The following is a 13803-nucleotide window of genomic DNA, read 5'->3' as shown; positions in this document are numbered from 1 at the left end:
GCGTCCGTACACTTATGCGTTCCGTACGTTCATGTGTGTATGTCCTGACGTCGCAATGTTTCAACGTCTTTATGTCTTGTGTGTCTTGAGGCGCGCAAGGCCGGCACGCTCTGTGCTGTGCTTGCGCGCCTGCCGGCGTTCAATACACGTCGCGCGCGTAGCGGCCTTCCGCGGCCAGGCCGTCGAGCCATTGCCGCGCGGCCTCGGGCTGCAGGCCGCCTTCGGTCTCGGCCACCTGCAGCAGCGCCGCGTGCACGTCCTTGGCCATGCGTGTCGCATCGCCGCACACATAAAGATGCGCGCCGTTCTGCAGCCATTGGTAGACATCGCTGGCTGCGGCCAGCAGCTTGTCCTGCACATAGACTTTCTTGGACTGGTCGCGAGAGAAGGCCAGATCCAGCCGGTGCAGGTCGCCATCCTTGAGTGCGCGCTGCCATTCCGTCTGGTACAGAAAGTCGGAATCGAAGTGCGGGTTGCCGAAGAACAGCCAGTTGCGTCCCGAGGCGCCGGCCGCGCTGCGTTCCTGCACGAAGGCGCGGAACGGCGCCACACCGGTGCCCGGCCCGATCATGATGACGTCGCGCGCCGGGTCGGCGGGCAGGCGGAAGCGTGGATTTTCCTCGATGAAGATCGGCAGCTTGCCGCCTTCTTCCAGGTCGCTCAGGAAATGCGAGGCGCAGCCCCAGCGTTCTTCTTCGTCGCGTTCGTAGCGTACGTGCGCCAGGGTCAGATGCACCTCGGCGCCCACTTCCGCCTGGCTGGAGGCTATGGAATACATGCGCGGGGCCAGCGGCCGCAGCGCCTGCACCAGCGGGGCCGCTTCCCAGGCCGCGGGATATTCCTTGATCAGATCCAGCAACTGGTAGTTGTCGAGCAGCGCGCGCAGCGTTTCGGGGGCGGCGATGCGCTTTTGCAGCTCGGCATTGCCAGTGAACTGGGCATGCGCCAGCAGGAAGGGCTTGGTCAGCACCGTGAGTTCGCGGTACTTGCCCAGCCACTCGCGCAGCGGGCGGCGCACTTCATTGATTTCTACCGTCTCGTCCAGATCCAGGCCGAATGCCGCGGCAACGGCTTGCACCAGGCTGTCGGACTGCGTCGGCCAGATCCCCAGGGCATCGCCGGGCTGGTAGCTGAGGTTGCTGCCTTCCAGCGAAATTTCCAGGTGGCGCACGTCTTTGTCGCCGCCGTGGGTGATGGGCTGGTTCAGCAGCAGTTCGGCCAGGTGCGGCTGATCGCGCGAAACCCTGGCCGGCTTGGGCCGCAGCGCGGTAACGGTGGCCGTGGTGGCTTCGCCTTGCTTCAGGGCCTTCTGCGCATGCTCCAGGGCGTGATCCTGCCAGGGTGTCGCCACCGTGTCGATGTCGAGATCGGCGGTGCCCACTTCCTGCAGGCGCTGGGCGCCCAGCTCGGCCAGGCGGGCGTCGATGGACTGCGCCATGCCGCAGAACATGGGGTAGCTGGAGTCGCCCAGGCCCAGCACGGCATACTTCAGTTGCGGCAGCTTGGGGGCGCGCTTGCTTGCCAGGAATTCAGTGAAGGCGCGCGAGTCGTCGGGCGCGTCGCCATCGCCTTGCGTGCTCATGACGATATACAGCAGTTGCTCGTCTTTCAGCTCGCGCGTGTTGTAGCCGTCGGCGCGCACCAGCCGCGTGTTCAGCCCTACGGACTGTGTACGTTCCGCCAGGGCTTCGGCTACCCGCTTGGCATTGCCGGTCTGGCTGCCATACACAATCGTCAGGCGCTTGGCCGTGGCCGCTGCGGGCACCGCTGCCACGCTGGCGGCCGCCTTCGCGGGCTGCCGCCCCTGAGCCACGCCGGCGAAGTAGCCGGACAGCCAGCTCAGGGCGCCAGGATCCAGCCCTTCCAGCAATTCGTTGATCAGATTGTGTTTGGCTTCGGGCAGATAAGAAGGCGCTAGCATCGGTCGCTCGCAGAGAGAATCAGGGGTAGCCCTAATTCTAGGGAGGTGTGCCGTTCAAACGAACGATGCGATGCTTATTTCCTTATGCGCGTATAAGTTTATTCTGCGCGGGGTATATGGCCCGCCGGGATGCTCTGTGGCCGTGTGGGCCTGTCATCCGAGGCGCGAAACGCGGCCGCGATGGCGCCGCGGCGAGCATGAATAAAAACGCCCAGGAGTAGCCTTTTTGTGGCCATGCGACCTCTTCTGGGCGGCTATAGGCTTCGGCGCACTTGCGGTTCAGGTGTTTGCAGTCTGCGAAGCACTGCGCGGAACGGGCGCTGTGGGAAGGCGGTAAACGTCTGCGCCAAACTTGCCCTAATCCCTATAGTGCAGCCAGCCTTCGCTCAGCCATTCGTTCAGCATTTCGCGCCGTTCCGGGCCCAGGGCGCGCAGGCGGGCCGGGGTCAGGGGCAGGCGACGCTCGTCGGCCAGGCGCCGCAGCACCGCGCTGGCTGGCAGCGGCGCCAGCTCGCCATTGATGAACATGTTGCTGCCGCGATACAGCAGGCGCGTGCAGCGGTCCAGTTCCAGGCGGCCGGTGGCGGGCCGGGCGGGCTCGAGTTCCACCGGCTCGTCCGGCGGTTCGAAGTACGCCGCCTGCGGCGGCTCGCTCAGCCACATGCCCAGATAGCGGGCCGCCAGCGCCTCGTCCAAGCGTACGCACTGAACCGCTTCGCAGGCGGCGCGCAGCAGCGTGTCGGGCAGGCGCGCGGGGCTGGTCGTTGCGGCCGTGCCCGCATCGCGGAAACGGCCGCCCAGATCCGGCCCGGGCAGCGGCGGGTTGCCGTACAGGCCGCCGTCGCCGCCTGCGCGGGCCATGATCTGATCCCCCGCCGCCTCCAGCATGCCGCGGGCCAGCACGGCCAGGGTAGGGGCGCGGAAACCCACAGATATCGTCATGCACGCGTCCAGCGCCACCCCTTCGTGGGCGATGTGCGGCGGCAGGTACAGCATATCGCCGGGCTCCAGCACGTATTCCGTCTCGGGGCGAAAGTCGCGCAATATCTTCAGCGGCAGCCCGGGAACCAAGTCCAGATCCTGCTGGCTGCCAATGCGCCAGCGCCGGCGGCCCTCGGCCTGCAGCAGGAACACGTCGTAGCTGTCGAAGTGCGGGCCCACACCGCCGCCCTCCGAGGCGATGCTGATCATCGCGTCGTCCAGCCGGGCATCCGCAATGAAGCGGAAGCGCTGCATCAGCTCGGCCGTGGCGTCGTCATGCAGATCCACGCTTTGCGCCAGCGCCGTCCAGCCTGGGCGGCGCATGGCCGGCAGCCGGGCGAACGGGCCGTGCTTCATGTGCCAGCCCGCCGTGTCCTGCCACACCAGGCGCGATTCCACCTCTTCGCGGCGCACCAGCGCGCGTATGTCCGCGATCGACAGCCCCGGGTGGAAGCCCGGTATGGCCTGCCGGATCAACAGCGGCCGGCGCTGCCAGTAGCGCCGCATGAAGGCTTGCGGCGTAAGCCCACCCAGCAGGGCGAGGGGGCGATTGATGTTCATGAGTGAGAGATGTCGCAACGAGATGCTTCGCGGATTTGCGGCGGAACGCCGGCGGTATTGCGCCGTTCGCTATGCACCACCGTGGCGGCCGGCCGCGCGGACGGCATCGGATCAGGCGCAGGATTTTGTCGAGCCATGTCAGGCCATGCGAGGGGTGTGTCAGGCCGTGTCGGAAGCATGTCGGATTCTATGTCCCGAATCACAGATACTCATTGCGCAGGCGATAGAGCGCGTCCAGCGCTTCACGCGGCGTGAGCTGGTCGGGGTCGATGGCGGTCAGCTCTGTCCTGAGCGCATCGGCGGCCGGTTCCCGCTGTTCCTGCCCCGACGTATCGGCCTCGGACGATTCCTCGCCCTGTTCCTGCGAGGCCGCCGCGGCGAACAGATCCAGCTGCGGGGTGGGGGCGCCGCGTGCCTCCAGCCGGCTCAGTTCCTGGCTGGCGCGGCGTATCACCGCCGGCGGGATGCCGGCGCGCTGCGCCACCTGGATTCCGTAGCTGCGGCTGGCTGGGCCCGGCTGCACCTGGTGCAGGAACACAATGCCCGAGGGCGATTCCGCCGCCGCCAGGTGGATATTGGCCGCGTACGGGGCCTCGCCCGGCAGGCGCGTGATCTCGAAATAATGCGTGGCGAACAGCGTCAGCGCCTGGTTGTGGGTCAGTAGCCGATGGGCGATCGACCAGGCCAGCGCCAGGCCATCGTAAGTCGACGTGCCGCGCCCGATCTCGTCCATCAGCACCAGGCTCTGCGGCGTGCTGGCGGCCAGGATCGCGGCCGCCTCGGTCATCTCCATCATGAAGGTGGAGCGGCCTCCGGCCAGATCGTCGGCCGCGCCGATGCGCGTGAAAATGCGATCTATCTGGCCGATGCGCGCGCTGGCGGCGGGCACGAAACTGCCCGTGCGCGCCAGCAGCACGATCAGCGCCACCTGGCGCATATACGTGGACTTGCCGCCCATGTTCGGGCCGGTGATCAACAGCATGCGCCGCTGCGGGCCTAGTTCACAGTCGTTCGGCGTAAAGCGCTCGATGCTGCGCTCCACCACAGGATGGCGGCCCGCCTCGATAGCGATCTCGCTGGCCTCGCACAGTTCCGGCGCCGCCCATTCATTCTGCCGCGCGTGTTCCGCCAGCGCCGCCAGCACGTCCAGTTCGGCCAGCGCCGCCGCGCATTGCGACAGCGCCGGCACCGTGGGAGCCAACTGATCCAGCAGCTCGTCGAACAGCGCCTTTTCCCGCGCCAGGCTGCGGTCCTTGGCCGACAGCACCTTGTCTTCCCAGCTCTTGAGCTCGGGCGTGATGTAGCGCTCGGCATTCTTCAGCGTCTGGCGCCGACGATAGTCGTCCGGCACCTTATCGGCCTGGCCGCGCGATACCTCTATATAGAAACCGTGCACGCGATTGAATTCCACGCGCAGATTGCCGATGCCCGTGCGGGCGCGCTCGCGCGCCTCGAGCTCGACCAGGAATTCGCCATTGTCGCTGGCCAACTGGCGCAGTTCGTCGAGCTGCGCGTCGTAGCCCGGCGCGATTACCCCGCCGTCGCGCACCAGCAGCGCCGGCTCGGCGGCAATAGCCTGCTGCAGCAGAGCATGCAATGCCGGAGCCAGCTGCATTTGTGCCGCAAACTGCTGCAGCTTGCCCACGGGCGCGAAGGCATCGCGCACCGTCTCGGCCAGCGCCGGCAGCTCGCCCAGCGCATCGCGCAGGCTGGCCAGCTCGCGCGGGCGCACCGAGCGCAGCGCCACCCGCGTGGCAATGCGTTCGATATCCGGATAGCGATTCAGCTGGCGGCGCAGCGCGTCCAACGGCGGGTCGGCTTCCAGCGCCGCCTCGGGGCCCGGGGCCGCCAGCAGCGCACGGATCGCCTCCTGGCGCTGCAGCACGGCCGCATTGTCGCGCAGCGGATTATGCAGCCAGCGGCGCAGCAATCGGCTGCCCATCGGCGTTTCGCAATGATCCAGCGTCGACAACAGCGTCGGACTTTCCTCGCCGCTCAGCGTCTCGGTCAGCTCCAGATTCTTGCGCGTGACCGGATCCAGCACCACATACGCTCCGGCGCGATCCGCGCTAATGGACTGCACATGCGACAGCGTTTGCGACTGCGTGCGGCTGACATAACGCAGCAGCGCCCCCGCCGCGCTGGTCGCCAGCGGCATTCCTGCCAGATCGAAGCCGTCCAGCGTATCTACGCCGAAATGCTGCTGCAGCGCCTGGCGCGCGCCGTCCAGCTCAAAATGCCAATCCGGAATCGTGCTGACCGCCATGCCGTCGGCGTCGCCCGCCGCGGCCGTGCGCTGGCTTTCGCCGCACACCAGTTCCGCCGGAGCCACGCGGTGCAGTTCCGAATCCAGCATATCCGCGGCGCACTCGGTCGCCTTGAACTCGCCATTAGCCAGATTCATCCAGGCCAGCCCCGCGCGCAGCGTCTTGTTGTGCCGCGCCACGTGCACCGCGGCGATCATCCGGTCGGCCTTGGCCGGCAGCAGCGCCTCGTCCGTCAGCGTGCCCGGCGTCACAATGCGCACGATCTTGCGCTCCACCGGCCCCTTGCTCGCCGCCGGGTCGCCGATCTGCTCGCAAATCGCCACCGATTCCCCCAGCGCCACCAGCCGCGCCAGGTATTGCTCCATCGCATGCACCGGCACCCCCGCCATCGGTATCGGCGCCCCGTTGGACGTACCGCGCTTGGTCAGCGTCAGATTCAGCAGCTTCGCCCCGCGCTGCGCATCGTCGTAGAACATCTCGTAGAAATCGCCCATGCGATAGAACAGCAAGTACGAGCCGGCTTGCGCCTTCAGCTTGAGGTACTGCTGCATCATGGGGGTGTGGTTGGAAAGGTCAGGGGTGGCCATGCGGGGGAATCTATGTGTGTAAATTGGTGAAGCAGACAGTATTATCGTTCATGGCGAGGGTGGGCGCAGGAGGCCTTTTTCGAATAGAGGGTGTACCGATTGGTATGGGTAAGGCAGTATCATTGTCCGATGCGGGATCGGTGTGCCAAGGTAGTTGTTGTAAGTAGCCTAGTCGTTTTGCTAAAGATATCATTGTGAATGTGCCATAGGAAAGCCGAGGGGCTTTTTTCCTGTGACATTAGGCGGCTGTTCTTTAACAAAAAAATCGGTAGAATTTTGTATGCTTATTTTTTTTAGTTAGATCAATGGTTTATGTTTAGAGTGTTCTCCGCGTATGCGGAGATGAACCGATACTCCGGACGCTGCAACCTGGCATCAGGACGTGTTCTCCGCGTATGCGGAGATGAACCGTTTGATATCTACGGTACGCCGAACATGCTCGTGTGTTCTCCGCGTATGCGGAGATGAACCGTGCTTCCAGGTGATTCTTTTCAGATGTCTATGGTGTTCTCCGCGTATGCGGAGATGAACCGGATACCCACCTTCTCCGGACGGCTGAGCATACGTGTTCTCCGCGTATGCGGAGATGAACCGGAACGTCCCATTCTCTTTTCCGCTCCGATGGTGTGTTCTCCGCGTATGCGGAGATGAACCGGTTTCGGAAATCACCCTTCCTAAGCTCACCGCGTGTTCTCCGCGTATGCGGAGATGAACCACAGAGGTTTTTCAATGTGGAATGACATGATGTGTGTTCTCCGCGTATGCGGAGATGAACCGACGCTTGATTCCGCATCGATCGTCACCAGTTGGTGTTCTCCGCGTATGCGGAGATGAACCGTGCCAGAGCGTCGCATGAAGGATGTATGCCACGTGTTCTCCGCGTATGCGGAGATGAACCGATCCTGGGTATGGAGTTCGTGACTATCTACCTGTGTTCTCCGCGTATGCGGAGATGAACCGCCGAGGTCGGACGGCCGGCGCATGGCCCGGGCGTGTTCTCCGCGTATGCGGAGATGAACCGATACTACTGCCACGATTGTGTCCTTGTTGGATGTGTTCTCCGCGTATGCGGAGATGAACCTTGTCCAGCCCCGCATAGCCGGCGGCCATAGAGGTGTTCTCCGCGTATGCGGAGATGAACCGTAGTACCAGGATTCGTCGGTGATCTTGTTCGCGTGTTCTCCGCGTATGCGGAGATGAACCGATCCACAATATCCTCAGCTATGAAGCATGCGTGTGTTCTCCGCGTATGCGGAGATGAACCGCCCATCGTTCAGCTAACTCGTCTGCGGGGGTGGTGTTCTCCGCGTATGCGGAGATGAACCGACGGATGAGGATTCCGATACCTGGGGCCGAATGTGTTCTCCGCGTATGCGGAGATGAACCGGCAGGTCGAACCGATCGCCGCGGCCGCGATCGGTGTTCTCCGCGTATGCGGAGATGAACCGCTGAATCCGTCTTGAAATCCCCAGTGCCCTGCGTGTTCTCCGCGTATGCGGAGATGAACCGCGCCGTGGACGCCGGAAAAATGACACCCAACGGTGTTCTCCGCGTATGCGGAGATGAACCGCACGCAGATCAGCGGGTGACAGGGCTGCCAGCGTGTTCTCCGTGTATGCGGAGATGAACCGCATGGCACTCAATCTCGATGATCGGTATCCGGGTGTTCTCCGCGTATGCGGAGATGAACCGACGTTAGGCCCGACTATTGATTCGCTTAAGGCGTGTTCTCCGCGTATGCGGAGATGAACCGTCGAGGACGGTGGCGTAGGTCATGAGCTCATCGTGTTCTCCGCGTATGCGGAGATGAACCGATCCCCATCAAGGGCATGCAGTCGTTTCCCCGGTGTTCTCCGCGTATGCGGAGATGAACCGCCGGCCCCGGGCGAACTCGAGCTGGGGCCCTGGTGTTCTCCGCGTATGCGGAGATGAACCGGTTGTTTGGAGTGTTTCTCCGACTGGTCATCAGCGTTCTCCGCGTATGCGGAGATGAACCGCTCCAGGTCGCCCATGGATCACTTCCCGCCGTGTGTTCTCCGCGTATGCGGAGATGAACCGGCGTTTGGCATGGCCAAGGTGCGCCATTTCTCGTGTTCTCCGCGTATGCGGAGGTGAACTGTAAGCTACCTCATCTTCTTCGAACATCATGTTCGTGTTCTCCGTATGGCGGAAAGATCACCTTATGTACGGTTCGGTAGGCAGGATGTCGACGCCCTGAGCTGCGTTGGCGACGTTGGTATAGATGCTACCGTTGGGTAGGCCATGCGATGGCGTGAGGTTGCTTCTCCTATTTGTATGGAAATATATTGCGATTATTCATTCTTAGAAGATGCCGAATTGAGGAGGCCACGCATGCTTTACTTTTCAGAGCTTGCAACTCAAGTTCGCACGCTTTGGGCGAAGAGCGGTGAGTCTGGCGGGCATGGTTTGTTGGCTCATATGCTGGATGTTGCAGCGACCACTGAATCTCTTTTGGCTTTGGAGCCTCCTTCGACGATGCTGTGGGTATCTGGCCAATTGGGTATGTTGCCTGATGAGGCACTACGTTGGTTGGCTTGTATGGTCGGTTTGCATGATTTTGGTAAGGCGATCCCTGGTTTCCAGGCCAAATGGCCTCAAGGAATGCGTGCAGATGAGCAAGCCGGGTTTCAGTTTCCGGCCTCTGCGTGCCGAGTGGACAGGCATTCGTGTGCGACAGCCGCATTGCTTGGGAGGCCGCTCTTCGGAATATGGCCTTTGGCGGGAGGTTGGTTATCGACTTCTGTGAGGGCTGTTAGCGCGCACCACGGGTGGCATTTTTTACAGCAAGAGATCAATAGCAGTACACCGCTCCGCGAACCCGCTTCTTGGGAGCAAGCCCGACAGTCGTTGCTGGATACCTACTTTTCAGTGCTGGCGCCGGTTCGGCACCCCAGTGTTGATACGCTGTCATTCGCCTTCATCAACTGGCTGGCAGGCTTGACGAGTGCCGTGGATTGGATTGCCTCCAACCCAGAATGGTTTCCGCTAGGCGAGCGTAAAGATGATCTGGGTGCCTATTTTCAATATTCGCATGAGCTTGCCCGGCTGGCGTTGAAAGAAATAGGTTGGTCGGATTTTCAGCCGTTATTGGCTGACGACCAGTCGCTTGATCGCTTACTGGAGCGTATAACGGGTCGAAAGAATATTTCACCAAGACCGCTTCAGATTGTTGGCGATCAGTTATTGCAACAGTCGCGCGGTTCGTCGCTGTTGATTATCGAGGCCCCAATGGGTGAGGGCAAGACGGAGTTAGCCTTTTTGGCAGCGTTACGCTTACAACGACAAAATCAGCATCGTGGTGTGTATGTTGCAATGCCGACCCAGGCAACAGGCAACGCCATGTTCGAGAGGACATTGAAATTTCTGGAAGCCTTTGCCGAGCGGCATATAGATGTTCAATTGGCACACGGTGGGGCATTTCTAAATGACGATTTGGCGCATCTACGTTTGGTAGATATACAACGTACACAGGGGGTCGATGATTCTGCCGCCGAAAGTTTGTCAGCCTCTGCGTGGTTTGGGCAGCGCAGGCGGCCCCTGCTGTCGCCGTATGGAGTCGGTACCGTTGATCAGGCACTATATGCGGCGTTACCGGTGAAACATCATTTCGTTCGTTTATGGGGGCTGGCAAATCGGGTTGTTATTTTTGATGAGGTTCATGCATATGACACGTATACCTCTGATTTGATCGTCACTTTGCTGCGCTGGCTTCGGGAGTTGGGAAGCTCAGTCATCTTGATGAGCGCTACTTTGCCAGCTAGGCGTAAGCGAGAGTTTTTGGCCGCATGGTGCGACAACAATCAGGTGGAAGTTCCCGTACGAAGTTATCCATGTGTCACTCTGGCGGATGAAAGCGGCATCCAGAGCCGCGAGTTTGAAGCGCAGCGCAGCTTCTCTTTATATTTGGCGTCTGTTCCGGAAGATTTGGAAGCGATTGCTGTTGAGGGTCTGAGTCTTCTGCAGGACGGTGGCTGCGGAGCAATCATTGTCAATACAGTGGATCGTGCCCAAGCCTTATATCAAATACTGTCGGAGAGGTGTTTCGGCCAAGTAACTTTGATGTTGTTTCATGCGAGGTTCCCTGCCAGTCAACGAGTATCGATTGAGCAGCAGGTACTGAATCTTTTTGGTGTGAATGGCCAGCGCCCACAGCAGGCCTTGTTGGTTGCCACACAGGTTGTTGAGCAGAGTCTAGATCTGGACTTTGATTTCATGTTCAGCGACTTGGCGCCGATCGATCTGTTGTTGCAGCGTGCCGGGCGCTTGCACCGGCATGCTCGCGCCCGGCCTAAACAGCATGAGTTTGTCTGTTTACGGGTAGCGGGTCTGGTGCGAGATCGCCTCCCAGAACTCAAAGAAACCAAGTGGATGTATGTTTATGACCCTTTGATTCTTTTGAGAACTTGGGAGTTTTTGAAAGAGCAGCCGGTTTTGCAATTGCCCTTGGACATTGATCGATATGTTCAATCGGTATACGACATGGCAGAGTCGCTTCCTGATGACTGGAATCTCCTACTCAGTGAGCGAGCGGAAGACAAGCTTCTTGGTGAGCATCTCGGCGAGCTTCAGTATCAACGCCAGCTGGCAAAAAATGTGGCACTGGATCCGCGCGAGGATCCAGCCAGTGCTTATGCCGATCGTTTGCAAGGCCATGAGGCTGGCCAGGGAAGGGGGATCGAAGCAAAAACTCGACTTGGCCCCGAGTCTGTCACTCTGATTCCACTGTGGGAAACGCTCGCTGGTTGGCGCATTGGCCAGGATGGTCAGTGTTTTGATTCGTCCACGGTGTTGGGTGACGACGTTGCCCGAATGCTGTATGCACGCCAGATCAAGGTATCTCGTAGAGAATTGGTGGAGAGCTTTCGAGAGCAGGAAGCGCCAGCCTGTTTTGTGGAACATCCATGGTTGCGTGATATGTATCCCCTACTGTTGCGCGAAGGGAGTTGTATTGTTTCGGGGCTACGTGTGTGCTTCGACGAAAAGTTGGGGCTCATATATGACTTGAGTCCTAGTCATCCCCACTAATGTGGGGAACAAGCTGTAGGTGAGATGACTTCCCAACACCTAAGCGGTTCATCCCTATGAAATAAGGGGGCCCAAATAGGGTATACGCAGTATATCGACGTAGCCATATCGATTTTGAAATAATTTGATGTATTTTAATTCAAGAATAATTTAGTAATTTTTTTCCCCAACAACTAAGCTTTATAAGTGTGATACAGTCTTTCTGCCAGAGGAGCATTGAGCGTCGATAATGAATGTATTGTTCCTTATGGCGAGCAGTACTTCCATTGGGAGGTTTGGCATTGGATCACTTCAGTCTCTTGGAGCAGCGCTGGATTCCAGTGCGGTTGACTTCGGGCGAGGTTGTCAGCCTTGGCCTGTTGGATGTGTTTCGACGTCAATCAGACATCGCTGCTTTGGCCTGTTCCAGGCCGCCGACTATGGTGGGCGTCATACGGCTGTTGTTGGCCATCGTGCATCGAGCCTTGAGCTGTTCATCCGGGCGCTGGACTGTCCGCGATCGTTTCAATTGGCATCGGGATGGCCTGCCAGCGGATGCGATTGTCTTGTATCTAGAAAAATGGCGTTCGCGGTTCAATCTCTTCGACCCCGATTTTCCGTTCATGCAGGTCGCAGTTTTGTCGCAGGCAGAGGAAACCCGTGACAAGGTAAAGCCGTGGACGCAGATCGATCTAGCCAGCGCCAGCGGTAACACCCCCATCGTGTTTGATCATGCCTGCGATCTGATGCCAACAACCATTACCCCTGCAGATGCGGTCAATTTGCTGCTGGAATATCAGTCTTTTGTTCCCGGCGGGCTGGTTAAGGTTTTTCGTTCTTCAGATAAGGCAGGGCCGTTGGCCAATACCGCGGCCGTCATTCCCGTGGGCCCGATGTTATGGCAGACCTTATGTCTGAATTTGCATGCTCCTGCCGTGGATCGGGCCATCGACGATCTTCCTTGCTGGGAAAGGCTCGCACTTACCACCAAAGACCTGGCCGCAGCCCCAACATTGGCAACGGGGCCTAATGATCGCTATACGCACGTGTCCCGCTCGGTTCTTTTGTTGCGCGAGCCCGATGGCTTGGTTCGCTGGCTGCGTTTTGGGGCGGGCGTGGCTTTAGATGAGGATGTCCAAGCACCTGATCCTATGGCGGCGTATCGGAAAGGCGCCCTGGGTTTGGTTCGCCTGACCTTTACTGGGGGTCGTGCGTTGTGGCGTGACCTACCAGCATTACTTCCGGCGGTTGGTGCAGAGGGCGGTAAGGCACCCTCCGTACTCGAATATGCCGCAACCTTGCGTGCGGAAGCCCCGATGGGTAACCCCTATCAGCCTGTATGGGTGGCCGGCTTGGCCAGCGATCAGGCCAAGCTGCTGCGTTGGCGTCTTGAACAAATTATCTTGCCTGAGAAATTGCTGCTGAGCGAAGCCGATGTCCGGGATTTTCTTGATTTTGTGCAGGTTGCGGATGCCTTATATGGTGCATTACGGTCGGTAGCCGTACGTTTGATCGGCAATGCCATGCCCAAAGGTGAGCCACGTGAACGTCAGGCTGTCGCCCGTCAGCGTTTTGATGTAGGGCAATATGCCGCTGGCTTCTTTTCAACTGTGGAGCGTTCTCTGCCGAGAGTGCTGCGTTTGTTGCAAGAAGGGTTCGTAGATGAGGCCCGGACGACCTGGGGAAATACCCTGCGGCAGACAGGACAGCATATGTGGAATGTTTTGCAAAAAAACCAGGGCTTCACGCCGAACGCGTTGCGGGAGCAGGCTCGGCAGGCGCCGTATTTCTTCAGTGCTATCCGGCGGCAGCTTCGGGACTTTGCGCCTGTGAGCCCTGGTGTGGATCAACAGGGGAGGGTTCATGAGTGAGCATGCACGGAGCTTCGTTCGTCATTTGCAGCGTCTAAATGGCGAGCCCGTTGGAGAAACAGTTCCTGGTAAGGGTGTTCGACCACGTGATAGGGGGGCGATGGCGGCCCTGCGGCGTAGTCTGTCATTTGATCCAGGCACCTATCCCAGGGCATTTCCCTATGTAGAGCCTTTTATGGGAAGTGAACAACCCTATCGGGATGCCCGTCGGCGAGCGTATTACTTGGCGGCCGGGTTGTATGCCTTGAACCCCATACAGTGCGATCAGCCGTTTGCCCGCAGCTTGGCGCATCTTGCCCATAAAAGAATTGGCCAAGGCGGTTCGGCCGATGGTGTGGAGTCCCGCTTGATGGCCCTGTTGGGATCTCAGTCGGAGAACGTAGGGCAGTATTTGCGGCAACTGACAACGCTGCTTGCTGCGGAGAACGGTGGGTGTGATTACGCCGCTTTGACGGATGATCTCTGCATATGGATGAACCCGTTTGCGGGCTCCGATGGGCTTGACCGCATTCGTCAGAAGTGGGCACGTCAGTTTTATCAAGTTGCTGTCTCCGTTGATGAATAGTCGACAGCTCTCATAGGAGCGCAGT

The 13803-nt window shown here is 59.9% G+C and carries 6 protein-coding genes and 1 CRISPR repeat array; of the genes, 3 read left to right on the top strand and 3 right to left on the bottom strand.

The features are described from left to right. Positions 1-139: 139 nt before the first annotated feature. The 3 genes from CEY11_RS10815 to mutS all read right to left on the bottom strand — a co-directional run bounded on the left by CEY11_RS10815 (position 140) and on the right by mutS (position 6317). Positions 140-1921: an assimilatory sulfite reductase (NADPH) flavoprotein subunit gene (locus tag CEY11_RS10815; RefSeq protein WP_088603414.1), complete on the bottom strand. Its 1782-nt coding sequence runs from the start codon at positions 1919-1921 to the stop codon at positions 140-142. Between the two features lie 357 nt (positions 1922-2278). Then, positions 2279-3463, bottom strand: coding sequence for a cupin domain-containing protein (locus tag CEY11_RS10810; RefSeq protein ID WP_088603413.1), 1185 nt, complete (start codon positions 3461-3463; stop codon positions 2279-2281). A 199-nt stretch (positions 3464-3662) separates the two neighbouring features. Further along, positions 3663-6317 (bottom strand): DNA mismatch repair protein MutS, encoded by a 2655-nt coding sequence (gene mutS / locus CEY11_RS10805; RefSeq protein WP_408608113.1) that lies wholly within the window; start codon positions 6315-6317, stop codon positions 3663-3665. 321 nt (positions 6318-6638) lie between these two features. Next, a CRISPR array of direct repeats spans positions 6639-8436; the repeat unit is 29 nt; unit sequence GTGTTCTCCGCGTATGCGGAGATGAACCG. Between the two features lie 233 nt (positions 8437-8669). Between mutS and CEY11_RS10800 the strand changes: the two genes are divergently transcribed. From CEY11_RS10800 to casB, 3 genes are all read left to right on the top strand, one after another. Continuing rightward, entirely contained in the window at positions 8670-11363 is a 2694-nt protein-coding gene (locus CEY11_RS10800) for a CRISPR-associated helicase/endonuclease Cas3 (RefSeq protein ID WP_088603411.1), read from the top strand. A 281-nt stretch (positions 11364-11644) separates the two neighbouring features. Further along, positions 11645-13213, top strand: coding sequence for a type I-E CRISPR-associated protein Cse1/CasA (gene casA / locus CEY11_RS10795; protein ID WP_158215280.1), 1569 nt, complete (start codon positions 11645-11647; stop codon positions 13211-13213). After that, complete coding sequence (gene casB, locus CEY11_RS10790; RefSeq protein ID WP_088603409.1) at positions 13206-13778, top strand: type I-E CRISPR-associated protein Cse2/CasB; 573 nt, start codon at positions 13206-13208, stop codon at positions 13776-13778. Before casA ends, casB begins: the two co-directional genes overlap by 8 nt. Positions 13779-13803: the final 25 nt, after the last annotated feature.

It is taken from the genome of Candidimonas nitroreducens, assembly GCF_002209565.1.
Lineage (GTDB): Bacteria > Pseudomonadota > Gammaproteobacteria > Burkholderiales > Burkholderiaceae_B > Candidimonas > Candidimonas nitroreducens.
Note: the sequence above shows the minus strand (reverse complement) of the source record. Positions and strands in the feature narration are given on the sequence as shown.

Bases quoted from the DNA above. Each gene is read 5' to 3' on its own strand.
- CEY11_RS10815 (WP_088603414.1), bottom strand. From the start codon at position 1,921: ATGCTAGCGCCTTCTTATCTGCCCGAAGCCAAACACAATCTGATCAAC.
- CEY11_RS10810 (WP_088603413.1), bottom strand. From the start codon at position 3,463: ATGAACATCAATCGCCCCCTCGCCCTGCTGGGTGGGCTTACGCCGCAA.
- mutS (WP_408608113.1), bottom strand. From the start codon at position 6,317: ATGGCCACCCCTGACCTTTCCAACCACACCCCCATGATGCAGCAGTAC.
- CEY11_RS10800 (WP_088603411.1), top strand. From the start codon at position 8,670: ATGCTTTACTTTTCAGAGCTTGCAACTCAAGTTCGCACGCTTTGGGCG.
- casB (WP_088603409.1), top strand. From the start codon at position 13,206: ATGAGTGAGCATGCACGGAGCTTCGTTCGTCATTTGCAGCGTCTAAAT.